The 26,182-nt window shown below is 73.5% G+C and carries 23 protein-coding genes and 3 pseudogenes; 3 read left to right on the forward strand and 23 right to left on the reverse strand.

What is annotated here, in order from left to right; genetic code table 11:
- Positions 1 to 86: 86 nt before the first annotated feature.
- Positions 87 to 1,028, reverse strand: a complete 942-nt coding sequence (rpsB, locus tag E4N63_RS08785; protein ID WP_125622879.1) for a 30S ribosomal protein S2 — start codon at positions 1,026 to 1,028, stop codon at positions 87 to 89.
- A 432-nt stretch (positions 1,029 to 1,460) separates the two neighbouring features.
- Here rpsB and E4N63_RS08790 point away from each other — a divergent pair, with 432 nt between their 5' ends.
- Positions 1,461 to 2,234: a M23 family metallopeptidase gene (locus E4N63_RS08790; RefSeq protein ID WP_228430089.1), complete on the forward strand. Its 774-nt coding sequence runs from the start codon at positions 1,461 to 1,463 to the stop codon at positions 2,232 to 2,234.
- A gap of 101 nt (positions 2,235 to 2,335) precedes the next feature.
- Here E4N63_RS08790 and E4N63_RS08795 read toward each other — a convergent pair whose 3' ends face one another.
- The 17 genes and pseudogenes from E4N63_RS08795 to E4N63_RS08875 form a co-directional block, all read right to left on the reverse strand.
- A complete protein-coding gene (locus E4N63_RS08795; RefSeq protein WP_095757970.1) occupies positions 2,336 to 2,878 on the reverse strand; it encodes a TetR/AcrR family transcriptional regulator in 543 nt (180 codons plus the stop codon).
- Between the two features lie 112 nt (positions 2,879 to 2,990).
- Positions 2,991 to 3,827 carry an RNA polymerase sigma factor WhiG gene (gene whiG, locus E4N63_RS08800; protein WP_125622881.1) on the reverse strand — a complete coding sequence of 279 codons (837 nt, stop codon included), beginning with the start codon at positions 3,825 to 3,827 and terminating at the stop codon, positions 2,991 to 2,993.
- Between the two features lie 251 nt (positions 3,828 to 4,078).
- On the reverse strand, positions 4,079 to 5,233 hold the full coding sequence (gene dprA / locus E4N63_RS08805; RefSeq protein ID WP_125622882.1) for a DNA-processing protein DprA: 1,155 nt from the start codon (positions 5,231 to 5,233) through the stop codon (positions 4,079 to 4,081).
- Positions 5,230 to 6,850: pseudogene (locus E4N63_RS08810) on the reverse strand (YifB family Mg chelatase-like AAA ATPase). Before E4N63_RS08810 ends, dprA begins: the two are co-directional and overlap by 4 nt.
- Complete coding sequence (locus E4N63_RS08815; protein WP_019709826.1) at positions 6,850 to 7,218, reverse strand: YraN family protein; 369 nt, start codon at positions 7,216 to 7,218, stop codon at positions 6,850 to 6,852. Before E4N63_RS08815 ends, E4N63_RS08810 begins: the two are co-directional and overlap by 1 nt.
- Before the next feature lie 247 nt (positions 7,219 to 7,465).
- Positions 7,466 to 7,789 carry a DUF2469 domain-containing protein gene (locus tag E4N63_RS08820; protein WP_019709827.1) on the reverse strand — a complete coding sequence of 108 codons (324 nt, stop codon included), beginning with the start codon at positions 7,787 to 7,789 and terminating at the stop codon, positions 7,466 to 7,468.
- Between the two features lie 39 nt (positions 7,790 to 7,828).
- A complete protein-coding gene (locus E4N63_RS08825) occupies positions 7,829 to 8,317 on the reverse strand; it encodes an NUDIX hydrolase (RefSeq protein WP_019709828.1) in 489 nt (162 codons plus the stop codon).
- On the reverse strand, positions 8,310 to 9,047 hold the full coding sequence (gene lepB, locus E4N63_RS08830) for a signal peptidase I (protein ID WP_125622884.1): 738 nt from the start codon (positions 9,045 to 9,047) through the stop codon (positions 8,310 to 8,312). The genes E4N63_RS08825 and lepB (E4N63_RS08830) overlap by 8 nt, the downstream gene beginning before the upstream one ends.
- Positions 9,048 to 9,105: 58 nt before the next feature.
- Entirely contained in the window at positions 9,106 to 10,059 is a 954-nt protein-coding gene (lepB, locus tag E4N63_RS08835; RefSeq protein ID WP_125622899.1) for a signal peptidase I, read from the reverse strand.
- Positions 9,974 to 11,074: a signal peptidase I gene (gene lepB / locus E4N63_RS08840; RefSeq protein ID WP_125622885.1), complete on the reverse strand. Its 1,101-nt coding sequence runs from the start codon at positions 11,072 to 11,074 to the stop codon at positions 9,974 to 9,976. The genes lepB (E4N63_RS08835) and lepB (E4N63_RS08840) overlap by 86 nt, the downstream gene beginning before the upstream one ends.
- Positions 11,067 to 11,864, reverse strand: a complete 798-nt coding sequence (gene lepB / locus E4N63_RS08845) for a signal peptidase I (protein WP_125622886.1) — start codon at positions 11,862 to 11,864, stop codon at positions 11,067 to 11,069. The genes lepB (E4N63_RS08840) and lepB (E4N63_RS08845) overlap by 8 nt, the downstream gene beginning before the upstream one ends.
- A 48-nt stretch (positions 11,865 to 11,912) precedes the next feature.
- On the reverse strand, positions 11,913 to 12,257 hold the full coding sequence (gene rplS / locus E4N63_RS08850; RefSeq protein ID WP_019709833.1) for a 50S ribosomal protein L19: 345 nt from the start codon (positions 12,255 to 12,257) through the stop codon (positions 11,913 to 11,915).
- Positions 12,258 to 12,405: 148 nt separating this feature from the next.
- Positions 12,406 to 13,221: a tRNA (guanosine(37)-N1)-methyltransferase TrmD gene (gene trmD, locus E4N63_RS08855; protein WP_230240373.1), complete on the reverse strand. Its 816-nt coding sequence runs from the start codon at positions 13,219 to 13,221 to the stop codon at positions 12,406 to 12,408.
- Positions 13,218 to 13,793, reverse strand: coding sequence for a ribosome maturation factor RimM (rimM, locus tag E4N63_RS08860; RefSeq protein WP_125622888.1), 576 nt, complete (start codon positions 13,791 to 13,793; stop codon positions 13,218 to 13,220). The genes trmD and rimM overlap by 4 nt, the downstream gene beginning before the upstream one ends.
- Before the next feature lie 194 nt (positions 13,794 to 13,987).
- Positions 13,988 to 14,227: an RNA-binding protein gene (locus E4N63_RS08865; RefSeq protein WP_030544502.1), complete on the reverse strand. Its 240-nt coding sequence runs from the start codon at positions 14,225 to 14,227 to the stop codon at positions 13,988 to 13,990.
- 2 nt (positions 14,228 to 14,229) lie between these two features.
- Positions 14,230 to 14,679: a 30S ribosomal protein S16 gene (gene rpsP, locus E4N63_RS08870; RefSeq protein ID WP_043469837.1), complete on the reverse strand. Its 450-nt coding sequence runs from the start codon at positions 14,677 to 14,679 to the stop codon at positions 14,230 to 14,232.
- Positions 14,680 to 14,919: 240 nt separating this feature from the next.
- Positions 14,920 to 15,507: pseudogene (locus E4N63_RS08875) on the reverse strand (hypothetical protein); the annotation flags it as partial.
- Positions 15,508 to 16,208: 701 nt separating this feature from the next.
- On the opposite strand from E4N63_RS08875, the gene E4N63_RS08880 reads away from it, so the two are divergent.
- Positions 16,209 to 17,069 carry an SAM-dependent methyltransferase gene (locus tag E4N63_RS08880; RefSeq protein WP_043469840.1) on the forward strand — a complete coding sequence of 287 codons (861 nt, stop codon included), beginning with the start codon at positions 16,209 to 16,211 and terminating at the stop codon, positions 17,067 to 17,069.
- 50 nt (positions 17,070 to 17,119) lie between these two features.
- Here E4N63_RS08880 and ffh read toward each other — a convergent pair whose 3' ends face one another.
- From ffh to E4N63_RS08905, 5 genes and pseudogenes are all read right to left on the reverse strand, one after another.
- Complete coding sequence (gene ffh / locus E4N63_RS08885; protein WP_125622890.1) at positions 17,120 to 18,670, reverse strand: signal recognition particle protein; 1,551 nt, start codon at positions 18,668 to 18,670, stop codon at positions 17,120 to 17,122.
- Between the two features lie 83 nt (positions 18,671 to 18,753).
- Positions 18,754 to 21,331, reverse strand: a pseudogene (locus E4N63_RS08890) ([protein-PII] uridylyltransferase).
- 101 nt (positions 21,332 to 21,432) lie between these two features.
- A complete protein-coding gene (locus tag E4N63_RS08895; protein ID WP_043469845.1) occupies positions 21,433 to 21,771 on the reverse strand; it encodes a P-II family nitrogen regulator in 339 nt (112 codons plus the stop codon).
- Complete coding sequence (locus E4N63_RS08900; RefSeq protein WP_230240374.1) at positions 21,768 to 23,054, reverse strand: ammonium transporter; 1,287 nt, start codon at positions 23,052 to 23,054, stop codon at positions 21,768 to 21,770. Before E4N63_RS08900 ends, E4N63_RS08895 begins: the two co-directional genes overlap by 4 nt.
- A gap of 253 nt (positions 23,055 to 23,307) precedes the next feature.
- Positions 23,308 to 24,795 carry a hypothetical protein gene (locus tag E4N63_RS08905; protein WP_125622892.1) on the reverse strand — a complete coding sequence of 496 codons (1,488 nt, stop codon included), beginning with the start codon at positions 24,793 to 24,795 and terminating at the stop codon, positions 23,308 to 23,310.
- Positions 24,796 to 25,375: 580 nt separating this feature from the next.
- Between E4N63_RS08905 and E4N63_RS08910 the strand changes: the two genes are divergently transcribed.
- Positions 25,376 to 26,050 (forward strand): bifunctional DNA primase/polymerase, encoded by a 675-nt coding sequence (locus E4N63_RS08910; protein ID WP_230240375.1) that lies wholly within the window; start codon positions 25,376 to 25,378, stop codon positions 26,048 to 26,050.
- Positions 26,051 to 26,182: the final 132 nt, after the last annotated feature.

Consider the following 26,182-nt stretch of genomic DNA (forward strand, 5'->3'; position numbering starts at 1 on the left):
ATCTCTTCTCGAAAGTCGATCGATCGGATCTACGGGTGGACGGCGGGGGCACCGGGCCCCCGCCGTCGTCAGCCGTGACGCTGGGGTCAGGCCTTCTCGGCGTCCGCGGCCGGGGCCTCGGCGGGTGCCTCGGCAGCCGGCGCCTCGGCCACGGCGGCCTCGGCCACGGGGGCCTCGGCCGGCTTCTCGGCGGCGGGGGCCTCGGCCGGCTTCTCGGCCTCGGCGGCGGCCGGCTGCTCGGCAGCCTTCTTGTCGCCGCCCTCGAGGAGGTCGCGCTCCCACTCGGCCAGCGGCTCGCCGGCCTTCTCGCCCGGCTTCTGGTCGCCGGTGGCCGCGCCGGAGCGGGCGATGAGGCCCTCGGCGGCGGCGTCGGCGATCACACGGGTGAGCAGGGTGACGGAGCGGATCGCGTCGTCGTTGCCCGGGATCTTGTAGTCGACCTCGTCCGGGTCGCAGTTGGTGTCGAGGATCGCGACCACCGGGATGTTGAGCTTGCGCGCCTCGCCGACGGCGATGTGCTCCTTCTTGGTGTCCACGATCCAGACGGCGCTGGGCACCTTCTGCATCTCGCGGATACCGCCGAGGGTCTTCTCCAGCTTCGCCTTCTCGCGGGAGAGGACGAGCAGTTCCTTCTTGGTGAGGCCGGAGGCGGCCACGTCCTCGAAGTCGATCTGCTCGAGCTCCTTGAGGCGCTGCAGACGCTTGTAGACGGTCGAGAAGTTGGTCAGCATGCCGCCCAGCCAGCGCTGGTTGACATACGGCATGCCGACGCGGGTCGCCTGCTCCGCGATGGCTTCCTGCGCCTGCTTCTTGGTACCGACGAACATGATGGAACCGCCGTGCGCGACGGTCTCCTTGACGAACTCGTAGGCGCGGTCGATGTACGACAGCGACTGGAGCAGGTCGATGATGTAGATGCCGTTGCGCTCGGTGAAGATGAAACGCTTCATCTTCGGGTTCCAGCGACGGGTCTGGTGCCCGAAGTGGACGCCGCTCTCCAGCAGCTCCCGCATCGTGACGACGGCCATGGCCGTACTCCTTGACATTCTCGGTTCCACCGCGGCCGGGCGGCCGCCGTGCCTGACGCCCCGGCGCGCCGTGCCGCGGAAAAGGCTCTTCCGAGGACCGAGGGACGCGGCCACCGCGCTGCCTGAGAGGTCTGACGCGACGGTGGCGGGGCGTGCGAAGTCGATCCGGTCACCCGGATCGCCACCAGAAGTGTACGGGACGGCCACACCCCCGGACGACACGGACAGGACCGGTCCGGAGGCGGAACGCGGGTCCCGGGATCCGGCACCGAGTTGTCCACAACCGGCCGGTAATCCACAGGTTGCGTCCAAGATCCGCGCGGTGGCCGGCGGATGCGGGACCGTCGCCCCATGCGGAGGAACGAAGCGGCGGGGCGCGGGCCGCACCGGGCACGGACCGGGCGGCGGTACCGAGAAGGAGAACGCTTCCGGGTGGCCGCCCGGAGCACGGAATGGCGCACGGCGGCGGCCCCCGGCCGCCGGGCGCGCTGCGGGCCGGCGGCGGCCTGCGCGCTGCTCGCGGTATGGCTGCTCGTGTCCCGGCCGCCCGGTCCCGGGCCCGGCACGGGCGCCGCCTCCGCATCGCCGTCCCTCGCCGCCGCGGAGGCGGCCAGGGAAGCGGGCGGGGAAGCGGGCGGGCCCGCCACGGGCCGCCCGGACGCCCGGCCCCGCCCGGACGACGGCGGAACGGGCCGGCGAGCCGGACCGCGGACGGCCCGGGACCTCACCCGCGGCCCCCGTGCCTGGCCGGTCGGCGGAACGGACGGCGCCGGCCGGCGGCCGAGGGTCCTGCGGGCCTGGCAACCGCCGCCCTCGCGGTACGCGGCCGGTCACCGCGGGGTGGACCTGGCCTCCCGGGCAGGCCGGACGGTACGCGCCGCGGCGCCGGGCCGCGTCTCGTTCGCGGGTGTCGTCGCGGGCCGCGGCGTGGTGTCGGTGGAACTGGACGGTACGGGCGAGCCTCCGCTCCGTATCACCTACCAGCCGGTGACGGCCGAGGTGGAGAAGGGGGACCGGGTGACGGCCGGACAGCCTGTCGGGGTGCTGGACCGGGGGCCGTTCCACTGCCGGACCGCCTGCCTCCACTGGGGCCTGCTGCGCGGAGAGGAGTATCTGGATCCGCTGTCGCTGCTGCCGGGCTGGATACTGCGCGGCGCCCCGTCCCGCCTGCTGCCGGTCTTCGGCGTACCCGAGCCCGATGCCTGAACACCGGGCGGGCGGTGGCCTGCCGACGGCCGGGAGCCGGGACGGGTGTTGCGGCGCTGCGGGGGGCGGTGCGGTGGAGTTCGGTGCGGTGGGAAGCGGAGTCAGCCGCCCCGCACGCCCCGCAGCGCCATGGCCACCGCCGCCTCGGTGATCTCCTCCGGGCTCTCCGCCGCCCCGAGTTCGGTCCGGCGGACGGCCGCGTCCACGACTCCCTGCAGAAGCATGGCCGCGAGCCGTGGCTGCCGGTGTCCGAGGTGGCCGAGGGTCTCGACGACGAGCGCGATCAGGCCTCCGTGCGCGGCACGGATCTTCTCCCGCGCCCCGGCGTCCAGTTCACCGGCGGAGATGGCCACCACCGCCCGGTGGCGCCGGTCCCCGGCCAGGGCCAGCTGCCGCCGCACATACGCCTCGATCTTCTCCTCGGGCGTGCCGGCCACGGCCATGGCCGCCTCGACCTCCGCGGCCCACACCGGGAAGTCGACAGCGCACAGCTCCTCGACGACGGCTGCCCTGGAACGGAAGTACTCATAGACGGAGGAGCGCGCCAGTCCGGTGCGCTCGGCGAGGGCGGGGAAGGTCAGTGCCTCCGTTCCGCCCTCGGACAACAGGGATCGGGCGGCGTCGAGCAGGGCGCCGCGCTGCATGGTCCGGTGCTCGGCCACGGAGGCCGCTCGAATCCTTGGCACCCGTCCACTCTACGGACGAGCGCCCGCCGACGGCGAGCGCCCGGGCAACAGTGCCCTCCGCGAGCGGGGGTCAGCGCCCGACGTCGGCCAGTTTGGCCCGCAGTTGGAGAACGGACTTGGTGTGGATCTGGCTCACCCGGCTCTCCGTGACGCCGAGGACCTGGCCGATCTCGGCGAGGGTCAGCCCCTCGTAGTAGTAGAGGGTGACCACGGTCTTCTCCCGCTCCGGGAGGGTGTTGATGGCCCGGGCCAGCAGCCTCCGCAGCTCGCGGTCCTCGGCGACCTCCTCGGGGTCGTCCGCCGCGGTGTCCTCCAGCTTGTCCATCAGGCTGAGCCGGTCGCCGCCCTCGCCGCCGGTGTGCAGCAACTCCTCCAGGGCCACCACATTGGCCAGGGAGAGCTGGCTGAAGACCTGATGCAGTTCTTCCGGGGAGATCCCCATCTCCTCGGCGACCTCGGCCTCGGTGGGGGTACGCCGCAGGGCGGCCTCCAGCGTGGCATAGGCCCGTTCGACGGCTCGGGCCTTCTGCCGCACCGAGCGGGGAATCCAGTCCAGCGCGCGCAGTTCGTCGATCATCGCTCCGCGGATACGGGTGATCGCGTAGGTCTCGAACTTGATGGACCGCCCGGGGTCGAACTTCTCGATGGCGTCGATGAGCCCGAAGACGCCGGAAGACACGAAGTCGGCCTGGTCGACGTTGGGCGGCAGGCCCACGCTCACCCGCCCGGCCACGTACTTCACCAGGGGCGAGTAGTGCAGGATCAGCTGTTCCCGCAGCCGGCTGTCAGCCGTGTCCTTGTACGACCGCCAGAGCTCGTCGAGCGACGAGGGGGCGGCGGGGCGCACGCTGCCGCGGGCGGCGGGTGGCACTGCCGCGCGGTCAGACCCGGAGGTGTGCTGGGGCATTCGTCGCCTTGAGCCGTTCTGCCGTCAGGGTGAAATCGTCGGTCGGAGCCAGGACTCCCGTAAGCGTAGCGTGACTGTCCCGTAGCAGCGTGCGAAGGATTGCGGGTATCTCATGCGCAGATACGTTCCGCTGACCGCACCGCGGAGTTACGCCCGTCGAGTGGCGCGTGGGACGCGTGCGATGGGCGTGGTGCTCCGGTGTGAAGACGGGCCCGGCGGCGGACCGCCGCCCGTCACCCGGTCGCAGCAGGTCAGAGGCCGTCTTCCGGACGGAGCGCAGGACCGCCGGCCGGGCGGGCCAGGCGCCATCGGTCGCCGCGCCGTTCGACGAATCCCAACGAGAGCAATTCGTACAGCCGTGCTCTCGCCTCGTCGCCGTCCGTGCCCGCTTCCCGCGCGATCTCCCGCGTGTCCGCCTCGCGCCGGGCCGGCAGGGCGTCGAGCACCCGGGCCGTGAGCGGTGCCAGCAGATCCCGGGCGACCACCGGGCCGTTCCGGCCGGGGGCCAGCTCCCCGATGCCGCCGACGAGCTCGATCACCTCGTCCGCGTCCGTGACCAGGGTGGCCTCCCCGCGCAGGAGTTCGTGGACTCCCGCGGACAGACCGGAGGTCACGGGGCCGGGCACGCCGGCGGACAGCCGGCCCAGCCGCTGGGCCCGGCGGGCGGTGACGAGCGATCCGCTGCGGTACTCCGCCTCCACGACCACCGTGCCGCGGGTGAGCGCGGCGATGACCCGGTTGCGCTGCAGGAAGCGGCTTCGTGTCGGGTGCCCGCCCGGCGGGAGTTCCGCCACCAGCAGGCCCTGGTCGGCGATGCGCCGCAGCAGCTCGGTGTGGCCGCGCGGGTAGGCACGGTCCACTCCGCAGGCGAGGACCGCGACGGTGGCACCGCCCGCGGCGAGCGCCCCGCGGTGCGCCGCGCCGTCGATCCCGTAGGCCGCGCCGGAGACCACCACCCAGCCCCGCTCCGCGAGACCGGCGCCGAGGGCGGTGGCCGCGTGCGCGCCGTAGTCCGTGCACGCCCGGGCCCCGACGACGGCCACCGACCGCAGCGCCCAGAGCCGCAGGGACGGTCTTCCGCGCACCCAGAGACCGAGGGGGCGGGCATCGCCCAGATCGTCCAGCTGTCCGGGCCACTCCTGGTCTCCCGGGCAGACGAACCGGATACCGGCGGCCTCCGCGGCGCGGAGCGCCGCCACCGGATCGGCCCCGGCCGCCCGGGCCCGGTAGCCGGCCATCCGCTCCTCGCTGACCTCGGACGGCGCCCTGCCCCGCCCGAGGAAAAGCCGCAGCAGAGCGACCGGTCCCCGCTCCCGGAGCCACCGCCCGGCCAGTTCGTCGCCCGGTTCCACGATCCGGGTGAGGGCCGCCCGCGCCCGGCGCTCCTGCTCCGCGGCGTCCGTCATACCGGCTCCCCGACCGGTACCGCTCCCCGGCTGACGCCGGTGCGCAGCTGGAGAGCCAGGGCCACGTCGGCGGCCGCGGGCCGGTCGTTGCCCGCGAGATCGGCGACCGTCCACGCCACCCGGAGCACCCGGTCCAGACCGCGCGCGGTGAGCAGCCCCCGCTCCATGTCCCGTTCCGCCTCTCGCAGCGCGCCGGGCTCCGGCCGCCACCGGGTGCGCAGCTCGTGCCCCGGCACCTCGCCGTTGAGCCGCCACGGGCTCTCGGCCAGCCGGGCCGAGGCCCGTTCCCGGGCCTGGAGCACCCGCCCGGCCACCACCGCGGTGGGCTCGCCGCCCGCCGCCCTCCAGAAGGGCCCGCCTCCCCACCGGCTCGACGCCGACCCGAAGATCCACCCGGTCCATCAGCGGGCCGGAAAGCCTCGCCTGGTACCGCCGGACGACGGCGGGTGGGCACTCGCAGCCCGCCCCGGACAGCGAGTGCCTGCCACAGGGGCACGGGTTGGCGGCCAGGACGAGCAGGAAGCGGGCCGGCAGCCGTACGACGCCCGCGCTGCGGGCCACCACGACGTGCCCGGACTCCAGTGGCTGCCGCAGGGCGTCCAGCACCCGGCCGCCGAACTCGGCGGCCTCGTCGAGGAAGAGAACGCCGCGGTGAGCGAGGGTCACGGCCCCGGGCCTCGGCAGGCCGTTCCCGCCGCCGACCAGCGACGGCATGGTCGCGGAGTGGTGCGGCGCGCAGTAGGGGGGTGTGTCGATCAGCGGCTTGCCGGGCGGGAGGACGCCCGCCACCGAGTGCACGGCCGTCACCTCCAGGGACTCCCGCCGGGTCAGCGGCGGAAGCAGCGCGGGAAGCCGCTCGGCCAGCATCGTCTTGCCTGCTCCCGGAGGACCTTTCAGGTAGAGGTGGTGCCCGCCGGCGGCGGCCACCTCCAGCGCCGTCCGGGCGGCCCGCTGGCCGGCGACGTCGGCGAGATCCGGCAGCGGGCCGCCGCCGTCCGCCGGCCGGGAGGCCAGCCCGGCGGCCGCACCCGAGCCCGGGAGGGCGAGCCCGGCGAGCATCGGGTCCGGACGCCCGGCCTCCCGGGGCTCCTCCTCGGGAACGGCTTCACCGGCCAGCACGGCGATCAGCTGCCGCAGGCTGCGCACTCCGAGGACGGCGACCCCCGGCACCAGGGCCGCCTCGGCCGCCGTCTGCTCCGGGACCACCACCTGCTCGTAACCGGCCTCCGCCGCGGCCAGCACGGCCGGAAGCACACCCCGGACCGGGCGCACCCGCCCGTCGAGACCGAGCTCGCCGATCATCATCAGATCCGCGATCCGCCGCGGATCGATCCGCTCCGCCGCGCCCAGGACGGCGCAGGCCACGGCCAGGTCGAAGCCGCTGCCGCTCTTGGGGACGGAGGCCGGGCTGAGCCCGACCGTGAGCTTCTTCTGCGGCCACTCGGCGCCGGAGTTGACCACCGCGGCCCGGACCCGGTCCCGGCTCTCCACCAGGCTCTTGTCCGGCAGCCCGACGAGGGTGAAGGCGGCGATCCCGGGTTCGAGATCCGCCTGCACCTCGACCACCACGCCCTCGATCCCGGCCAGCGCCACCGAGCAGGTGCGCGCGAACCCCATCAGGCCACCCCCCGCGCATGCTCGACCACGGGCGCACCGCGCCCCGGCAGCAGGACCCCCACCAGGTCGATCCGGACGCCTCCGGGCGGCGGCTGTGGCGCCGGCCAGCGCTCCAGCAGCCATCGCGCCGCGAGCCGGCGCAGCCGCGCCGCCTTGCGGACCGGTACGCCCGCCATGGGGTGCTCGCGGCCACCGGCCCGTCGGGTCTTGACCTCGCAGATCACCAGGGCGTCGCCGTCCCGGGCGACGATGTCGATCTCGCCCTCGCGGCAGCGCCAGTTGCGCTCCAGCACCGTCATGCCGGCATCGGCCAGCCGTCGGGCCGCCAGGTCTTCTCCGTAGCGGCCGAGCGCTCCTCGCGCGTTCATCGGCACCACCTCCGGGACCGACTGTCCCGGAAGCGGGGGCATGAAGTGGATCTTGGTCTGGAACGGTGGACTACTCGCCGGTTGTGGAAAACTCGCTCACTCGTACGGGTGAGCCGAGGGCCTCAGCGGGCCGCCACCACACACCCGAACCCGGCCTCCGGCCCCGCCCCCGCGGCACCGGAGCCCACGGCGCCGCATCCCCGCGACACCGCGCCAAGCCCCGGGGCCCGCCGCCACCGGCCCGCCCTCACCGGTTGAAGCCGGACTCGTCCGGCAGTTCGAGGTCGCTCTTGTTGAGCTCCTCGATGTTCACGTCCTTGAAGGTCAGCACCCGGACCTGCTTCACGAACCGGGCGGGCCGGTACATGTCCCACACCCAGGCATCCGCCATGGAGATCTCGAAGAAGACCTCCCCCTGCACCGAGTGCACCTGCATCTCGTAGGCGTTCGTCAGATAGAAACGCCGCTCGGTCTCGATCACGTACTTGAACAGGCCGACGACGTCGCGGTACTCCCGGTAGAGCTTCAGCTCCATCTCGGTCTCGTACTTTTCGAGGTCTTCGGCGCTCATGACATGGTCCCCTTCAGCCGGGCGTCCCCCTATTGTGCGTCAGGCCCGTTCCGCCTCCAGGACCACGGGCGCACTCGGAGGACCCTCGGCGAGCAGCGTGCGCAGCAGCTCCGCGAGCTTGGTCGGATACACCGTCTCACGCAGCGTGGACAGTTCCCCGGAGGTCCACCACCGGAGGCCGGTGATACTGCGCCGTTCCAGCTCGGTGCGGCCGGTGTCGTCGGTGCCGGTCTGCCCGGTCCTGCCCAGGTAGTACCACTCGTCCTGGTTCCAGCGGCGCCCGTCGAACGGGAAGGAGCAGGCGCGCCGCCAGAGCACGGGCCCCAGCTCCACCTCCGTGATCCCCGTCTCCTCGGCCAGTTCACGCCGGGCCGCCTCCTCCCGGCTCTCCCCGGGCTCGACCCCGCCGCCGGGGGTGAACCACCAGGAACGCCGGGGATCGGCGGGTTCGTGTCCGTGCAGCAGCAGGATCCGGTCGGCGGGGTCGAGCAGGACGACGCGCGCGACCTTCCGCCACTCCTCAGCCACCGGTCCCCGCCGTGCGCCGCCGCTCGGCCCGGCGGGCCAGCGGCCCGTGCACGGCCCCCGCGAGGATCAGCACCACGCCCGCGGCGGCAGCCACGGAGAGCGGCCGCAGCGGACCGGGCTCGGACACCCCGCCGGAAAGCTCCGCGAAGGGCGCGGGACGGGAAACCATGCCGAAGGAGCCGGCCGGCCACACCGCGGCGTCCACCCGGGCGCTCACCGCGCTCGCGGGCACCGCGCCCTGGTCGCCGTCGGTCAGATGCTCTCGCGAGTCCAGGGAGGTGTTCCGCCGGTCGCCCAGGAGGAACACGCTCCCGCGGGGCACCTCCGCGGTGAACTCCATCGGAGAGGCGGGCCCGGTGCTCCGCAGATACGGTTCCTCGAGCGGTTCGCCGTTCACGGTCAGCCGGCCGTCCGCGTCGCAGCAGACGACCTTGTCCCCGCCGACGCCCACCACTCGCTTGATCATGGGGAGGTCGCCCCAGGCCGAGTCGGTGAAGACCACCACGTCGCCGCGGCGGACCTCCCCGCCGTCGATCCGCTGCGCCAGTACGCGGTCACCCGCGTTGACGGTCGGCTCCATGGAGTCCGTCGGGACGGTGTAGGGCTGGTAGAGCAGTGCCGCCCAGACGAATCCGCCCAGGAACAGCACACAGCCGACGGCCACCGCCAGTCCGGACAGGATTCCGCCCGCTGTGCGACGGCCGCCGGCCGTCCGTCCCGCTGTCGTCATTCCCGCTCCCCGCCTCGGTGCTCCGGGACGGCACCCTACCCGGCGGTACGGGACGCGGTCAGCCGTCCCGCTCCGGCTTTTCCGTCACCGTCACGGGCGCCGCCCCGGACACCGCCACGGGCGACGTCCCGGCGGCCCCGCCCGCGTCCCGCGCGAGCAGCCGCCGGCGGCGCCACAGCACCAGCGGCACCGCACCGGCGAACCCGAGGGCCGCGGGGGCCGCCCCGGCGGCCACGGCGTTCAGTCCCCTCTGGTCGAAGGTGTCCGGGACGGGGAGGGTCGACCAGCGGTCGAGCGGCCAGGCCACGACCACCGCGCGTCCCACCACCTCGTCGACCGGAACGGTGCCGTTCCCGGGGAGGTCCTGGTGGTAGCGGGAGTCGAGGGAGTTCTGACGGTGGTCGCCCATCACCCAGATCCGGTCCTCCGGAATCTTGATCGGGCCGAACTCCTTGTCCCCGCAGGGCGTGTCCCCGGGGTGGAGATACGTCTCGTCGAGCGCCTTGCCGTTGACCTCGACGGGACCGGTCTTCTTGCACTCGACGGTGTCACCGCCCACCCCGATGACCCGCTTGATCAGGTCCTTGTCCTCCGCGGACGGCATCAGCCCGACGGCGCTGAGGACATTGCGCACCGCGGAGGCGACCGGACCGGACTCGGTCTCGGGCATCTCCCCGAGCCAGCGGCCGGGGTCGTGGAAGACGACGACCTCACCCCGCTCCGGTTCGGAGCCGAACCAGGGGGTCAGCTTGTCCACCAGCACCCGGTCCCCGCGCTGGAGCGTGTTCTGCATCGAGTCGGAGGGGATCGAGAAGGCCTGGAGCAGAAAGGTCTTGATGAGAAGGGCCAGGAGCAGCGCGATTCCGATGAGGATCGGCAACTCCTTCCAGAAGGACCGCTGCTTCTTCCCCTTCACAGCGCCTTCCTCACCGCCGTCCGCGTCTCCGTAACGCTCCCCGTCCTCCGGGCGCTCCTCGGGTTCGTCCTGACCGGTTCGTGCGCCGACGGCCACATCCCCCACATCCACTCCTCACTCCGCACTGCCGCTTGGCCCGCGCACGGCGCAGGCCCACCACTCCCATAACGAGCGGGAGTTCCGCAGGGATCGGGAGATGGATCATCGCTTGCCGTTCCCGGGCCGGCTCGGGCCCGGGACCCCCAGTATGGGCCCCTGGCCTGTCACTCCGCGGAACCAGGGCGGCCGCGGGTGTCGCCGCGCCACTCCGGTCGGGCACCGAGGCGTAGGTCTCCTGCTCCTCCAGCCGGCTCCAGTGGTCGAACGGCCAGGCGATCCACAGGGCCCGGCCGACCACCAGGTCCTCCGGGACCGTGCCGTTCGCGGTCTCCTGGAGATGGAAGCGGGAGTCCGCCGAGTTCGACCGGTGGTCCCCCATGACGAAGAGCCGGCCCGGCGGGACCGCCACCTCGAACCGCTGCTCGGAGGGTGAGTTGCCGGGGTGGAGGTACGGTTCGTTGATCGCCGTGTCGTTGACGGTGACCCGGCCGTCCGGGTCACAGCACCGCACCGTGTCCCCGCCGACCGCGACGACGCGCTTGATCAGGTCCTGCTCGTCGTCCGAGGGCAGCAGGCCGATGAAGGTCAGCAGCTGCTTCCCCTGCTTGATCCCCACCGGGTCCTCCTCGGTGCTGATCTGCTCACCCTCCAGCCAGCCGCCCGGGTCCTTGAACACCACGACGTCGCCCCGCTGCGGCTTCGAGCCGAACCACGGCGTCAGCTTGTCCACCAGGACCCGGTCGCCGATCTGGATGGTCTGCTCCATCGAGCCCGACGGGATCACGAACGCCTGCACGAGGAAGGTCTTGAGCCCCAGCGCGATCAGGACGGCCACGGTGATGAGGATCGGCACCTCCCGGATCGCCGAACGGCGGCGCCGGCGCTTGATGCGCTGCGCGGCACGGCGCCGTTCGGCCCGCCCGCCGGTCAGCCGCCCGCCGGTGGGACGCGACCCCGTCGGCAGGCGCATGTCACGGTCGGGGCCGCCCCGCGGCTTTCCGCGGTTACCCATGGCGGCCTCCCCGCCCGGCGGCCGGCCCATCGGGCACGCGTGCGAAATCCTCCGGCACGGTGAGGGACGTCCAGTGCCGGGCCGGCCATCCGATCCAGTCGGCCCTGCCGATCACCCGGCCGACGGGCACCGTGCCGCCACCGGGCTCACCGAGATGGTCGCGGGAGTCGCGGGAGTCGCTGCGGTGGTCACCCATGACCCAGAGTCTGCCCAACGGCACGACGATGTCGAAGGGCACCTGGGACGGGCTGTCGCCCGGAAGCAGATAGTCCTCGTCGAGGGCCACGCCGTTCACCTTGATCCTCCCCCGCTCGTCACAGCAGGTGACCCGGTCACCGCCGATCCCCACCACGCGCTTGACGTAGTCGGTCCCGTCCGGCTCCGCGAGTCCCACGGCGGCTGCCGCCTCGCGCAGCAGTCCGGTCAGCACGCCACCGGAGCGCCCGTCGTGGACGAACGAACCGGTGCCGTCGAACACCACTACGTCTCCGCGGCCCGGTTCGTTGCCGAATCCGTAGGCGAGCTTGTTCACGAGCACCCGGTCGCCGGTCCGGAGAGTGGGCTCCATCGAGCCGCTGGGGATGAGAAAGGGCTGCACCACACAGGCGCTGAGCAGCGAGACCCCGGCGACGGAGAGGGCCACCAGCACCCCGGCGCGCCGCCACGGGCCGCGGCCGGGGAACCGCGGCCGGCCCCCGCGGCCGGAACGCACCGAGCGCGACCGCGTCTGCCGCCCCTCAGGGGGTGCGGGAGAGCGGTCGCGCTCGGAAAGCTGTTCGTCGGTGTCCATCGCCCCAAAAGCCTAACCGGCCGGGCGGGATGGACCTCCGGCGATGGTTCAGCTGCGCTTCTCCTTGATCTTCGCGGCCTTGCCGCGGAGCTCGCGCAGGTAGTACAGCTTGGCGCGGCGGACGTCACCGCGGGTCACGACCTCGATCTTCTCGACGATCGGGGTGTGCACCGGGAAGGTGCGCTCCACGCCGACGCTGAAGCTGACCTTGCGGACCGTGAAGGTCTCGCGCACGCCGGAGCCCTGACGGCGGATGACGACGCCCTTGAACTGCTGGACACGGGAGCGGTTGCCCTCGATGACGCGGACGTGGACGTTCACGGTGTCGCCGGGGCGGAACGCGGGGACGTCGCTGCGCAGCGATGCGGAGTCGACACTGTCGAGAAGGTTCATGACCGTCTGCTTTCCTCGCCGATGCCACAGGTCATCAGCGGTACGTAAGGGTGCGAGATGCGGGGTTCCGCCGGAACCGGCGGCGAGTGCGGCGGGCGGGCGTCGTTCCCCCTGTGGCAGGGGCGCGCGCCGGACGCACAACAGCGGCTCATTCTTCCACGGCGGTGGGCACCCGCCCAAATCGGCCCTCCGCCGTCACCTCCCAGCCGAGTTCGGCGAGGATCCGGCGGTCGTACCGGTCGAACGCGGCGGGGTCGCGGCCGGCGATCAGATCGGGCCGGTTGCGGGCGGTGCGGCGCAGGGCTTCGTCGCGCCGCCAGCGGGCGATCCGGCCGTGGTGGCCGCTGACCAGCACCTCGGGGATGGAGCGGCCGCGCCAGACGGGCGGCTTGGTGTAGACGGGGCCTTCCAGCAGCCCGGCCATCCCGCCGGGCGCGAAGGAGTCGTCGCGGTGGGATTCGGCGTTGCCGAGCACACCGGGGAGGAGCCGGGCGATCGCCTCGGTCATCACCAGCACCGGGGCCTCGCCGCCGGCCAGGACGTAGTCGCCGATGGAGACCTCCAGCAGCTCGTACTCCCGCGCGTACTCCTCGACGACCCTCCGGTCGATGCCCTCGTAACGCGCCGGGGTGAAGACGAGCCAGGGGCGCTCGGCGAGCCGGACGGCCATCTCCTGGGTGAACGGCTCGCCGCCCGGGGTGGGGACGACGACGACCGGCCGCTCCTCCCCGTCACCCGAGGCGATGACGGCGTCGAGCGCCTCGCCCCACGGCTCCGGCTTCATGACCATGCCGGGACCGCCGCCGTACGGGGTGTCGTCCACGGTGTTGTGCCGGTCGTGGGTCCACTCCCGCAGGTCGTGCACCCGCACGTCGAGCTGCCCGCGGGCCCGTGCCTTGCCGACCAGGGAGAGGTTCAGCGGTTCCAGGTACTCCGGGAAGATGGTGACGACGTCGAGCCTCATGCGCCGGCCTTGCCGTCGGCGGCCCCCGGCCCGGTGTCCCGGCTGCCCGCGATCTCGGCGCCGGCCTCGTCGAGCAGGCCGGGCGGCGGGTCGATCACCGCGCGCTGCTCCCCGAGGTCCACCTCCGGGACGATCTCGGAGACGAAGGGGATGAGGACCTCGCTGCCGTCGGGCCGCTCCACCACCAGGAGGTCCTGGTACGGGAGATGGGAGATCTCGGTGATCCGGCCGACCGCGGTGCCGTCGGTGGTGACCACGTCGAGGTCCATCAGCTGGTGGTCGTAGTACTCGTCGGGGTCCTCCGGGACCTCCTCCGGGTCGACCTCGGCGATCAGCAGGGTGTTGCGGAGCGCCTCGGCACCGCTGCGGTCCCGTACGCCCGCGAAGCGGAGCAGCAGCCGGCCGCTGTGCACCCGGCCGGTCTCGATGGTGAGCGGTCCGGCGGAGGCCGGCTCCGTGTCCAGGACGGCGCCGGGTGCGAGCCGGAGTTCCGGTTCGTCCGTCCGCACCTCGACGGTGACCTCGCCCTTGATGCCGTGGGCGCGGCCGATCCGCGCGACTACCAGCTGCACTGCGCCTCTCTTTTGCGGCGGGGCCGCCGCCTGTCGCGGTGGCCGCTCGCGCCGCCGTCATTCCCGGTGGATGGCCGCGGGGTCCGGGCCGCCGTCCGTGCGGCGCGCTCCCCGTCGTCCTGTTTCTGGTCCGCGGACGGGCGCGGGCCGGGGCGGGCCGGGGCCCGCCCCGGCCCGCGCCGGTGCTGTGCGTGTCAGCGAACCTGGTCCACGTCGACGAGGTCGACGCGGATACCGCGGCCGCCGAGGGCGCCCACGACGGTCCGCAGGGCGCGGGCGGTACGGCCGTTGCGGCCGATCACCTTGCCGAGGTCCTCGGGGTGGACCCGGACCTCCAGCACCCGGCCCCGGCGCAGGTTGCGCGAGGCGACCTGAACGTCGTCGGGGTTGTCGACGATCCCCTTCACGAGGTGCTCGAGGGCCTCCTCGAGCATCATCAGGCCTCGGTGGACTCGGCCGACTTGGCGTCCGCCGGAGCGGCAGCCTCGTCCGCCTTCTTCTCGGACTTCTTGGCCTTCGGGGTGATCGCCTCACCCTTGGGCTCGTCACCGGCGTCCTTGGCGGCGGCCTCGAAGAGCGCGCGCTTGTCGGCCTTGGGCTCGGGGACCTGCATCGGCTCGGGGGCCGGGAGGCCCTTGAACTTCTGCCAGTCACCGGTGACCCGGAGGATGGCCGCGACCGGCTCGGTCGGCTGCGCGCCGACGCTCAGCCAGTACTGGACGCGCTCGGAGTCGACCTCGATGCGGGACGGGTTCTGCACCGGGTGGTACAGACCGATCTCCTCGATGGCCCGGCCGTCACGGCGGGTACGGGAGTCGGCGACGATGATGCGGTAGTGAGGCGACCGGATCTTGCCCAGGCGCTTCAGCTTGATCTTGACTGCCACGGGAGTGGTGTCTCCTGCTCTATGACGTGTTTGAGCAGCACGGCGCCCCGCGTGGGGTTGCGGGGTTCCGGGTGCTCGATGGACGCGTCAGCCGAGGGAGAGAGGGGTCCGGTCCGGCTGCCGAGTACTCAACGGCCCATTCTGCCATATCGCGGGGGCGCCGCCGCACGCCCCCGGGGGCACCGCACGCACCCCGGGGCCGGTGGCGGCGGGGGGGGACGCGGGGCGGTGCGGCGGCGTCAGCGCGGCGGCGGCCTCGGGGATTCTGAACGGCTTGCCGCAGCCGCCGCAGACGATCGGGGCCTGGGCCAGCACGGACGGGACGACCCGGACGTTGCGCCCGCAGTCGCACACGGCCTTGACCCGGACTCCGCCGCCGGACGAGCCGTGCCGGGCCGCGGGGCCGCGGAAGCTGCGGCCGGCGTCACCGGCGGTCGCGGCGGAGTGCGCCTTCAGCGCGCGGTTCAGCCGCTCGATGGTGGGCCGGTACCGCCGTTTCGCCTCGGGGCTGAGGACGACCAGCGAGAAGCCGCTGCTGGGATGCGGCTCCTCGGAGTGGTCGAGCCCGAGCTCCTCGGCCACCGCCAGGAATCTGCGGTTGTGGTAGCGGCCGGCCCGCGAGGTGTCGCGGATACCGCGGGCGGCGGCGATGCCGTGGACTGCTTCGTGGAGCAGTCGTTCGAAGGAGAGCTCCGCGCCGCAGGCGGACGAGGACTCTCCGATCAGGGATTCGGGCGCGGCGAGATCCGGCAGCTCGGGGTGGTGCCGTTGAATGTCGGCCCACGCCTGCGCCAGTTCCGCGGCGAGAACAGGTGGTGTCGTGCTCACGTCGTGAATAACGAGCCGGAGTGCCCTGGTGTTCCGATACCGGGCATCCCAAATAATTTGCACGTACCAGTCAGTACAGCGCTGTTGCGGGGCGACGGGGGCGGGGAAGCCGATCTGCGGAGAACCCGTACGGCTCACAACAAGCCGGTACGTACCTACCCGCGCGTAACCCCGGCGCGCGCTCCGGTCCAAGCGCCCCCGGGCAGCGGCGCTCCCGCGTCACCGCCACGACGCCCGGGTCCACCCGGCGCTCCCCGGCCCCGGCACCCGTCCCGTTCCCGGCCTGATCGGCGGGATTCCGGCGTGTTTCCACGGAACGCGGCGGCGTCCGCGAGCGTACCGGGCCCGCTCCCCGCGACGGCACCGGCCCCCTCCGGGCGACCGGCCCGGGCCCGGATCCCCGGTCCCGTCCCTGATCGGACGCGCCCCTCCCGGGCGACGGCGGAAAAGCCGCGTCCGGGACGGAAGCCGCCGTCCGTGCCATGGCGGACTCCGTACGGCGGTGGCACTCTGAGAAGGGAATCGGTGGTCCCCGGGCACGCCGCGAACGGCCGGCAGCGGCGTGCGCCGAGGGAGCCAAGGCATCGCCGCGCATCCCCGCGGGCCCGCAGCGCAGCGGGCCCCCGGCGAGGGGACGGGGCGCGGCTCGACCAGGGGCGGGCAACCACAGGACCGAGCTCTCGGCGGATTGGGGCGCTTCGATGACACCCACGCTCGTACAGCGGCACCACCTCTCCCCGACGCGCGCGCCCGAGGGTGCGCGCGTCCGCGCGCGGGACTGGGCTGAGATCCAGGAACGGATGCTGGTGCCGCTCTACGAAGCGGTCCACCAACGGCTGGAGACGGGAGCCGGGGACCGGGTGCTCGGCCTGCGCTGCGGTTCGGGGCTGGCGCTGCTGATGGCGGCCGCCCGCGGCGCCGTCGTGACGGGCACGGACCCGGACCCGTACCGGCTCGCGCTGGCCCGGAAGCGGCTGCTGCCGGACCCCGCGGAGCACCCGCCGGGCGCCGCGCCGCGCCTGTACGAGGGCGGGCCGGAGGCCATCGCGGAGGACGGGCGGCCGTTCACCCTGGTGACCGTCTTCGACCCGCAGTCCTGCGCCGACGAGGACCTGGGCCCGGCCCTGGACGCGGCGACCGCGCTGGCCGAGCGCGGCAGCCCGGTGGTGCTCACGGGCTGGGGGCCGCCCGAGCGGTGCGCGACCTCCTCGGTGCTGCGGGTGGCGACCCGGCTGGCCGGCCGGCCGCCGGCGCTCGGGCCCGGTTACGGGGACGCACCCGGCAGGCGGCGTTCGTACGGGCGCGACGCCCTGGAGGAGTCGGCGCACCGGGCCGGGCTGCGGCCGGACGGTTCGGGGCGCGTCTCCTGCCCGTTCGGTTACGCCGATCTGGACAGCGCCGTGCGCGGACTGCTCTCCACCGGCCTGTTCGACGAGGCGGTGGCGGCCACGGACCCCGACCAGGTCGAGAAGGAGCTCACCGAGGCGCTGCACCAGCACCGCCGGCCGGACGGCACGATCTGGATGCCGAACGTCTTCCGTTATCTCGTCGCACGGGTCTGAGCCCGGCGGTCCGGGGCGCCGGCCGCCCGGTCAGCGCAGGACGGCGCAGGTCAGCCCATGAACTTCTTGAACTCGTCCGGCAGTTCGAAGTCCTGCTGCTGCTCCTGCCCGCCCTGCGGCAGGCCCAGCGGGTTGGCGGCCTGCTGCTCGCGGCGCGCGGCGGCGGCCTGCTCCTCGGCCTTCCGCTTCATCGGGTTGCCGCTGCGGCGCTTCCCCTTGGCCTGCTTCTGCTGCTTCTTCTTCCGGCCGGGGCCGCCGCCCATGCCCGGCACCCCGGGCATCCCCGGCATACCGCCGCCCTGGGCCATCCGGGACATCATCTTGCGGGCCTCGAAGAACCGCTCCACGAGGTTCTTCACGGCGCTGACCTCGACACCGGAGCCCTTGGCGATCCGGGCACGGCGGGAGCCGTTGATGATCGTCGGGTCCTGGCGCTCGCCCGGCGTCATCGACTTGATGATCGCGGCGGTGCGGTCGACGTCCCGCTCGTCCAGGTTGTTGATCTGTTCCCGCATCTCCCCCATGCCGGGCAGCATGCCGAGCAGTTTGGAGATGGAGCCCATCTTCCGTACCTGCTCCATCTGGGCCAGGAAGTCGTCGAGCGTGAACTCCTTGGGCCCCTTGGCCAGTTTCCCGGCCATCTTCTCGGCCTCGGCCTGGCTGAAGGTCTGTTCGGCCTTCTCGATCAGGCTGAGCATGTCGCCCATGCCGAGAATGCGGGACGCCATGCGGTCCGGGTGGAACGCGTCGAAGTCGTCCAGCTTCTCGCCGTTGGAGGCGAACATGATCTGCCGGCCGGTGACGTGGGCGATGGACAGGGCCGCACCGCCGCGCGCGTCGCCGTCGAGCTTGGAGAGCACCACGCCGTCGAAGCCCACACCGTCGCGGAACGCCTCGGCGGTGTTCACCGCGTCCTGGCCGATCATCGCGTCGACGACGAAGAGGATCTCGTCCGGGGAGACGGCGTCGCGGATGTCCGCGGCCTGCCGCATCAGCTCCTCGTCGATGCCGAGGCGGCCGGCGGTGTCGACGATGACCACGTCGTGCAGCTTGGCCTTGGCGAACTCGATCGAGTCCCGGGCCACCTTCACCGGGTCGCCGACGCCGTTGCCCGGCTCCGGCGCGTAGACGGCGACCTCCGCGCGCTCGGCCACGACGGAGAGCTGGTTGACGGCGTTCGGGCGCTGGAGGTCGCAGGCGACCAGCAGCGGGGTGTGGCCCTGCCCCTTCAGCCAGCGGCCGAGCTTGCCCGCGAGCGTCGTCTTGCCCGCGCCCTGCAGACCGGCGAGCATGATCACGGTGGGCGGGGTCTTGGCGAAGCGCAGCCGGCGGGTCTCGCCGCCGAGGATGCCGACGAGCTCCTCGTTGACGATCTTGATGACCTGCTGGGCGGGGTTGAGGGCCTGCGAGACCTCCGCGCCCAGCGCCCGCTCCTTGACCTGCTTGATGAAGGCCCGCACCACGGGCAGCGCGACATCCGCCTCCAGCAGCGCGATGCGGATCTCGCGGGCGGTGGCATCGATGTCCGCCTCGGACAGGCGGCCCTTGCCCCGGAGGTTCTTGAACGTCGCTGCGAGGCGGTCGGAAAGAGTGTCGAACACGGCGGTCGCGAATCCTCGGATCGGTGGGGCGGGCAACTGACCCCCAGGGTATCCGCCCGTTCCCGGTGCGGTCTCCCCCGCGGTCAGCCCAGGGCGCTCTGTACGGCGCGGGCCACCTCCGCGGCCCGGCCCCCGGGCAGCGGCGCGCCGTCGGAGCCGGTGAGATAGAAGGCGTCGACCGCGTTGGCGCCGAGGGTGCTGATGTGCGCGCTGCGCAGCCGCACCCCCGCCTCCTCCAGGGCCCGGCCGATGCGGTGCAGCAGGCCCGGGGCGTCCTGTGCCCGCACCTCCAGGACCGTCGCGTGCCGGGAGGCCGCCGGGGCCACCGTCACCCGGGGCGGCGGGGGCCGCACTCCGTGGCGGCGCGGGTACGCGGCCTCGCGCTCGGCGAGCCGGGCGGCGATGTCGAGCGATCCGTCCAGGGCGCGCAGCAGATCGGCGCGGAGCCGGGCCGCGTCCGGCAGGGAACCGTACTCGGCGGCCACCCGCCAGCTCAGCAGCAGGACGGGGCCGTCCGCTTCCTCTTCCTCGCCGGCCCGCCCGGCCGCGGGCTCCAGGAGCCGCAGGTCGGCGGAGCGCACCGCCAGCCGGTGCAGGGCGAGTACGCCCGCCGCCGCGGGCAGCAGACCGGCGCGCTCGGGTACGGCGATGTGCAGTTCGACGCCGACGGGTTCCGGCTCGCCGCCGACCGGGGCTCCCTCCGGCGTGCCGGGGCTCAGGCTGAGCACCGGGCCGCCGGTGCTCAGCGCCTGCGCGGCGAGCCGCCGCTGCCCGGGCTCCGTCCCCGTGGACGGGCCGCTGTCGTCCGGGTGCCGGGGCGGCTCGCCCGCGAGGACGGCGGCCACCCGGCGGACGAGGTCGGTGACGAGGGACGCGCGCCACGCGCTCCAGGCGGCCGGGCCGGTGGCGAGGGCGTCGGCCTCGGTGAGGGCGTGCAGCAGGCCGAGCGTCTCCGGGCTGCCGACCGCGTCCGCGACCTTCTGGACGGTGGCCGGATCGTCCAGATCACGGCGGGTCGCCGTCTCGACGAGCAGCAGATGGTGGCGGACGAGCGCGGCGACGGTCCGGGTGTCCGCCGGGCCGAAGCCGATCCTGGCGGCCACGTCGCGGGCGATGACCTCGCCGGTGGTGGAGTGGTCGCCCGGCCAGCCCTTGCCGATGTCGTGCAGCAGGGCCGCCACGAGCAGCAGGTCGGGGCGGCCGACCCGGCGGCTGAGCGCACCGGCCCGCACGGCGGTCTCGACGCAGTGCCGGTCGACGGTCCAGCGGTGCACCGCGTTGCGCTGCGGCCGGCAGCGGACCCGCTCCCAGTCGGGCAGCAGCCGGGTGATCAGGCCCTCGGCCTCCAGGGCCTCCCACACCCCCACGACGGGCGGGCCGGCGCCGAGGAGGGTGACGAACTGCTCGCGGGCCTCGGCGGGCCAGGGCACGGGCAGCGGGCGGGCCGCGGTGGCCAGGCGCCGTACGGCGTGCGGCGAGAGCGGGAGCCCGGCCTGGGCCGCGGCGGCGGCCGCGCGCAGCGGCAGGACCGGGTCCTGCTGAGGCCGGGCGGCGCGGGCGAGCACGGCCTCGCCGTCCTGTTCGACGACGCCCTCGGCGAGCGGGGTGCGTTCGGCCGTGTCGCCGGACACGCCAGGGGTGCGGCCCCGGCCCAGGCGTCCGCCGGTGAGCAGCCCGCGCAGTCCGCCGCGGGCCGATCGGGCGCGCAGGACGCGGCCGACCTCCCGCCAGGTCACCTCGTCGGCGTAGGCCACGGTGCGCGCGGCCTCGTAGACCCGGCGGAGCAAGGCGTCGGCGTCCGCCAGTCCCAGGTCGGCGGCGACCTGGTCCTGTTCCTGGAGGGCGAGCCGGTCGGTGGCGCGGCCGGTGGCCAGGTGGAGGGTGTCGCGGGTGTCGAGGAGCCGGGTCCGGGCCTCGGCCAGTCCCTCGCGCGGGGCGTCGGCCAGCCAGGAGGCGGCGACGGCGCGCAGGGCGGTCAGGTCGCGGAGGCCGCCGTGCGCTTCCTTGAGGTCGGGCTCCAGGAGGAACTGGAGTTCGCCGTGGCGCCGGGTGCGTTCGTCGCCCAGGGCGCGCAGTTCGGGCAGGCGCTTCGGCGCCTGGTTGCGCCAGTCGGCGAGGACGGCCGTGCGCAGCGCCGTGGTGAGCGACGGGTCTCCGGCGATGTGCCGGGCGTCCAGCAGCCCGAGCTGGACCTTGAGGTCCTCGCGGGCGGTGGTGCGGGCCTGGGCGGTGGTGCGCACGGAGTGGTCGAGGGCGAGCCCGAGGTCCCAGACCGGATACCAGATGCCGTCGGCGAGGGCCGCCACGGCCTTGGGGTCGGCCGTCTCGTCGTGCAGCAGCAGCAGGTCGAGGTCGCTTCGCGGGGAGAGTTCGCCCCGTCCGTAGCCTCCGACGGCCACCAGGGCGGCTCCGCGCCGGGGCGCGGGGCGTGGTGCGCGGGCTCTCCGGGGGCGGGTCCGCCGGTGTGCCGTTCCGGGTGACGGCGTCGGCGGCGCTCGCGGTGAAGAGCGCGGCCAGCCAGTCGTCGGTGAGGCGGGCCAGGGCCGCGCGGCGGCCGGGCCCGGACGGGGTCTCCTGCCGGAGCAGCCGGGTGCGCGCCGCCGCGTAGCCGCCGGGCGGCGGGCCGGCCGCGTCCGCTGTGATGTCCACGCCGTCCGTCACCGGTTCCCCTTTTGCTGTTCGGGCCCCTGTGCGGGCCGGTCGTGCGGTGCCGGGTGCCGGGCGGGTCCGCGTCCGTCTCGCGGACCCGCCCGGGGCCTGGCCTAGAGCGCGTCCGGGCCGCGCTCCCCGGTCCGTACCCGGACCGCTGTGTCGACGGGGACGCACCACACCTTGCCGTCGCCGATCTTGCCGGTCCGGGAGGCCTTGACGATGACGTCGATCAGCTGTTCGGCGTCGCCGTCCTCGACCAGCACCTCGATCCGGACCTTGGGCACGAGGTCGACGGTGTACTCGGCGCCGCGGTACACCTCGGTGTGGCCGCGCTGCCGGCCGTAGCCGCTGGCCTCGGTGACCGTCAGGCCCTGGACGCCGAAGGCCTGGAGGGCCTCCTTGATCTCGTCCAGCCGGTGCGGCTTCACGACCGCCGTGATGAGCTTCATGCGTCCACCTTCTTGTTCCGCGGCGCCGCAGCACCCGTCTCCGTGAGGTCCGGCACCGTACTACGGCCGGTGGGCGTGCCCCCCACGGTGCTGAAGTCGTAGCCCGTCTCGGCGTGGAACACCTGGTCGAGCCCGGAGGTCTCGTCGTCCTCGCTGGCCCGGAAGCCGATCGTCATGTCGACGATCTTCGCCAGCAGCCAGGAGACGACGAAGGAGAAGGCCATGACCGAGAAGGCTCCGATGGCCTGCTTGCCGAGCTGGCTCATGCCGCCCACGCCGTCGATGGCGAGGACGCCGACCAGCAGGGTGCCGATGACGCCGCCGACCAGGTGGACGCCGACGACGTCGAGGGAGTCGTCGTAGCCCAGCTTGTACTTGAGGCTGACGGCCCAGGAGCAGACGGCACCGGCCACGACACCGATGAGGATGGCGCCGAGGGCGTTGACGTGCGCACCGGAGGGCGTGATGGCGACCAGGCCGGCGACCGCGCCGGAGGCGGCGCCGAGGGTGGTGAAGGCGCCGTGCCGGATCCGCTCGTAGACCAGCCAGCCGAGCATCGCCGCGCCGGTGGCGACCTGGGTGTTGAGGGCCATGGTGGCCGCGGTGCCGTTGGCGGCCAGGGCCGAGCCGGCGTTGAAGCCGAACCAGCCGAACCACAGCAGGGCCGCGCCCAGCATCACCAGCGGCAGGTTGTGCGGCCGCATCGGTTCCTTCTTGAACCCGATGCGCTTGCCGACGACCAGGACGGCGGCCAGGGCGCCGATACCCGCGTTGATGTGGACGGCCGTGCCGCCGGCGAAGTCGATGACCTCCAGCTGGAACAGCCAGCCGTCGGCCTGCCACACCCAGTGCGCGACCGGGAAGTAGACCACGCTCACCCAGAGGGCGATGAAGAGCGACCAGGCGCTGAACTTCACCCGGTCCGCGAGCGCGCCGCTCATCAGGGCGGGCGTCAGTACGGCGAACATCAGCTGGAAGAGGGCGAAGGCGAAGACTGGGATGCCTTCCTTGCCTCCGGTGAGCGTCTCGGGGTCGATGCCGGCGAGGCCGACGTGGTCGAGGTTGCCCAGCAGGCCGCTGCCGATGTCGTCACCGAAGGTGAGCGAGTAGCCGTACAGGACCCAGAGGACGCTGACGATCCCCAGTGAGACGAAGGACATCATGAGCATGTTGAGGGCGCTCTTGACCCGCACCATGCCCCCGTAGAAGAAAGCCAGGCCCGGTGTCATCAGCATCACGAGCGCGGCACTGATCAATACGAATGCGGTATCTGCGCCATTCAATGTCGATCTCCTAGAAAGCGACGGCCCGTGCGGGATGGAACTTGGGGTGGGCCGGTTTTCGCCTAGAGATTGGCGCAGCGCCGTTTCCTCCGATGCCGTACGGTGTTTCGGCGCCGTGACGAAGGCCGTGCGCGTGTTACGCGCGGATGAACTCCGGAACGCCGGCGGACGGTTCGGGGCAGGCTCCGCCCGGGTCCCGGGGATGGCCGGAACCCGGCGGTCCGGCGCGGCCGGGCGGGCCCGCCGGAGGGCTTCAGACCGCCTGTGGGGCCTCGGCGGAACCGGACAGTTCGCGGGCCAGCCGATCGGTGACACGGAGGACTTCCGCCACCGAGCCGAATTCACGGGCGGCGTGGTCCACGGTCTTCCGCAGCCTGGTGTTCACACGCTCGGACCGCACCTGCCGGGCGACTCCGAGAGCCTGCTCCGCGAGCACCACTGATCGTTCCGGTTCCTTTTTCAGCAGATGAACGGTGGCCATACCGATCAGATTGAGCGCGTAGGAACGCTGGTGCTCCGCGTCCTGCCGGAAGAGTTCCACGGCCCGCTCCATCAGGGGCTCGGCCAGTGAGGCGTAGGCCGGGCTGCGGCCCGCCGCGTACGCGAGATCGCGGTACGAATGGGCGTTCTCGCCGTTCAGCTCGGCCTCGGAGAAGAAGCGGATCCAGTCCGGATCGCCGTCGCCCGGGGCCGCCTCCGCGAAGGTCTCCTCGGCCATCCGCACGGCGCGTTTGCACTTGCCGGGGGCTCCCATGTTGGCGTAGGCGCGGGCCTCCATCGCATACAGCATGGCCTGGGTCCGGGCGGTGGAGCAGTCCCGGCTGCCGTACTGGGCGAGGTGGACCAGCTCCAGGGCGTCGTCCGGCCGGCCGAGATGGATCATCTGCCGGCTCATGTTGGAGAGGATGTACGAACCGAGGGGCTTGTCCCCCGCCTCCTTGGCGGCGTGCAGCGCCAGCACGAAGTACTTCTGGGCGGTGGGCTGGAGCCCGATGTCGTAGCTCATCCACCCCGCAAGTTCGGCGAGTTCGGCCGCGACACCGAACAGCCTGCGGGCGACCTGCGCCGGATGCGGCTCGTGCAGCAGGTCGGTGACCTCGTGCAGCTGGCCGACGACCGCCTTGCGGCGCAGCCCTCCGCCGCACTGCGCGTCCCACTGCCGGAACATCCTGGTCGCGGTCTCCAGCAGGTCCAGTTCCGGACCGGACAGCCGGGGCACGGCCCGTCCGGAGGGGTCCCGCGCGGGCACAGCCGTCTCCTCCGGCCGCCCGCCCGGGGCCGGCACCAGCCAGCGCTGGAGCGGCTCGACGAGGGAGGGGCCCGCGGCCAGCGTCAGGGAGCTGCCGAGGAAGCCCCGCCGGGCCAGCATGAGATCGCTGCGGGAGAACTCACCGAGCAGGGCGGTCGTGCGGGGCCCGCTCCAGGGCAGGTCCACCACCGAGTCCGACGGGGAGGGGTGCGCGGTGCGCAGCCCGAGGTCCTCGGTGGACACCACACAGCCGAAGCGTTCGGAGAACAGCTCGGAGAGGATCCGCGGGATGGGCTCGCGCGGCTGCTCCCCGTCCAGCCAGCGGCGCACGCGGGAGGTGTCGGTGCTGATGTGGTGGGCGCCCAGCTGCCGGGCCCGGCGGTTCACCTGGCGGGCGAGTTCGCCCTTGGACCAGCCGCTGCGCAGGAACCACGACCCCAGGGGCTCATTGGGGTGCTTGCCGGTCTGCGTGCCGCTGCCACCGGTGTCCAACTGCCATGCCCCCGTTCTGCCGCTTCCGTGCGAGCGCCGGTCCCGGGAAGCCGGCCCTCGCCCCGCCCGGACGTACTGTCGGCGGCCCGGAGTGCCGGTCGGCCGACCGGGCGGTCGGCCTGTCACCGGCATACCCCGGCGCCGGCGGATTCAGACGGCATCGGGCAGCTTCGGACGGCTCCCGATCCGCCCGACGCCGGCGGAGCGGACAGAAGGCCGCCCGAACCGACGAAAAGTGACGAAAACCGACCATACGGACCACCTGCGCCCCACCGGTCCGGCACCACCCCCGGAAGACCGTGCGCACCGAAAGTAATCCTACGATCACCTGTGTGACGAGCTGACACCGGGAAACGCCACCATTCGCCACCCCTTCGGATGAACATATGCCGCTCCCTTCGCGATTCACTTGACACCGGCAATTCGACTGGGAGGACGGTTGCCGACGGGGGCGCGCACCGGACCGGCCACCACTCGCCGCACACCACCGAGCCGTATACGGCGCCGACCGCAGCGACAGACGGCGCGGGACGTCTCCTCCGCGCGTAACCACTGATTCGAGCGACCCGTTGGAGAGGGCATGGGCTTCACGATCGGCGGCATCCGGGACCTGCGGCCGGGCACGCGGCGCCGCGGCCGCGCGTCGGAGTGCACGGTGGTGGCCGAGTACACCGGACTCCACGGATGGGACGTGGTCCCCGGAGCCCGCGCCACGGCCCTCTCCGGCGAGCGCGGCGCCCGCTGCTCCTGCGGCGCACCGCACTGCGCGGCTCCCGGGGCGCACCCCCTCCGCCACGCCCGGACGGTGCCGGCCGGCTCGACGCTCCGCGAGGTGGCCGCCGCCTGGGCCGAGCTGCCCGGTGCCGCCGTACTGCTGCCGGTGGGCCGCTCGTTCGACGTCATCGAGGTCGGCGCGACGGCCGGTCGGCAGGCGCTGGTCCGGATGGAGCGGATGGGGCTGCCGCTCGGCCCCGTCGCGGTCACGCCGCAGGGCCGGGCCCACTTCCTCGTCGCGCCCGGCGCCTCCGCCGAACTGCCCGATCTGCTCTACCGCATGGGCTGGGACGGCGCCCGGCTGGATCTGCGCTGCCTGCCCCCCGGCAGCCACATCACCGCGCCGCCCTCCGACCTCGCGGGGCTCGGCCCGGTCCGCTGGCTGAGACCGCCGGAGCTCGGCCCGGCGGTCCGCCCGCCGCACGCACGCCTGCTGCTGGGCACCCTCGCCTACGTCTGCCACCGCTCGGCCGCCCGCTGAGAACCGCCGGGCGAGGCCGCGTCCGCGGCCGTACGGCCCCGGACGGGGGTGCGGGTCCCGCCCCTCGGGGAACGGGACCGGGCCGCCGTACGGCCGGGGGGCGGCGGTCACGCCGTGTCCCCGGCCGGGCGG

The organism is Streptomyces sp. MNU89 (genome assembly GCF_020982505.1).
Classification (GTDB): Bacteria; Actinomycetota; Actinomycetes; order Streptomycetales; family Streptomycetaceae; genus Streptomyces; species Streptomyces xinghaiensis.

Excerpts from the sequence above, each read along its gene's own strand:
- rpsB (WP_125622879.1), bottom strand. The coding sequence starts at position 1,028 with ATGGCCGTCGTCACGATGCGGGAGCTGCTGGAGAGCGGCGTCCACTTC.
- E4N63_RS08795 (WP_095757970.1), bottom strand. The coding sequence starts at position 2,878 with ATGCAGCGCGGCGCCCTGCTCGACGCCGCCCGATCCCTGTTGTCCGAG.
- whiG (WP_125622881.1), bottom strand. The coding sequence starts at position 3,827 with ATGCCCCAGCACACCTCCGGGTCTGACCGCGCGGCAGTGCCACCCGCC.
- dprA (WP_125622882.1), bottom strand. The coding sequence starts at position 5,233 with ATGACGGACGCCGCGGAGCAGGAGCGCCGGGCGCGGGCGGCCCTCACC.
- E4N63_RS08815 (WP_019709826.1), bottom strand. The coding sequence starts at position 7,218 with ATGAACGCGCGAGGAGCGCTCGGCCGCTACGGAGAAGACCTGGCGGCC.
- E4N63_RS08820 (WP_019709827.1), bottom strand. The coding sequence starts at position 7,789 with ATGAGCGCCGAAGACCTCGAAAAGTACGAGACCGAGATGGAGCTGAAG.
- lepB (WP_125622884.1), bottom strand. The coding sequence starts at position 9,047 with ATGACGACAGCGGGACGGACGGCCGGCGGCCGTCGCACAGCGGGCGGA.
- lepB (WP_125622885.1), bottom strand. The coding sequence starts at position 11,074 with ATGGGTAACCGCGGAAAGCCGCGGGGCGGCCCCGACCGTGACATGCGC.
- lepB (WP_125622886.1), bottom strand. The coding sequence starts at position 11,864 with ATGGACACCGACGAACAGCTTTCCGAGCGCGACCGCTCTCCCGCACCC.
- rplS (WP_019709833.1), bottom strand. The coding sequence starts at position 12,257 with ATGAACCTTCTCGACAGTGTCGACTCCGCATCGCTGCGCAGCGACGTC.
- trmD (WP_230240373.1), bottom strand. The coding sequence starts at position 13,221 with ATGAGGCTCGACGTCGTCACCATCTTCCCGGAGTACCTGGAACCGCTG.
- E4N63_RS08865 (WP_030544502.1), bottom strand. The coding sequence starts at position 14,227 with ATGCTCGAGGAGGCCCTCGAGCACCTCGTGAAGGGGATCGTCGACAAC.
- E4N63_RS08880 (WP_043469840.1), top strand. The coding sequence starts at position 16,209 with ATGACACCCACGCTCGTACAGCGGCACCACCTCTCCCCGACGCGCGCG.
- E4N63_RS08895 (WP_043469845.1), bottom strand. The coding sequence starts at position 21,771 with ATGAAGCTCATCACGGCGGTCGTGAAGCCGCACCGGCTGGACGAGATC.
- E4N63_RS08910 (WP_230240375.1), top strand. The coding sequence starts at position 25,376 with ATGGGCTTCACGATCGGCGGCATCCGGGACCTGCGGCCGGGCACGCGG.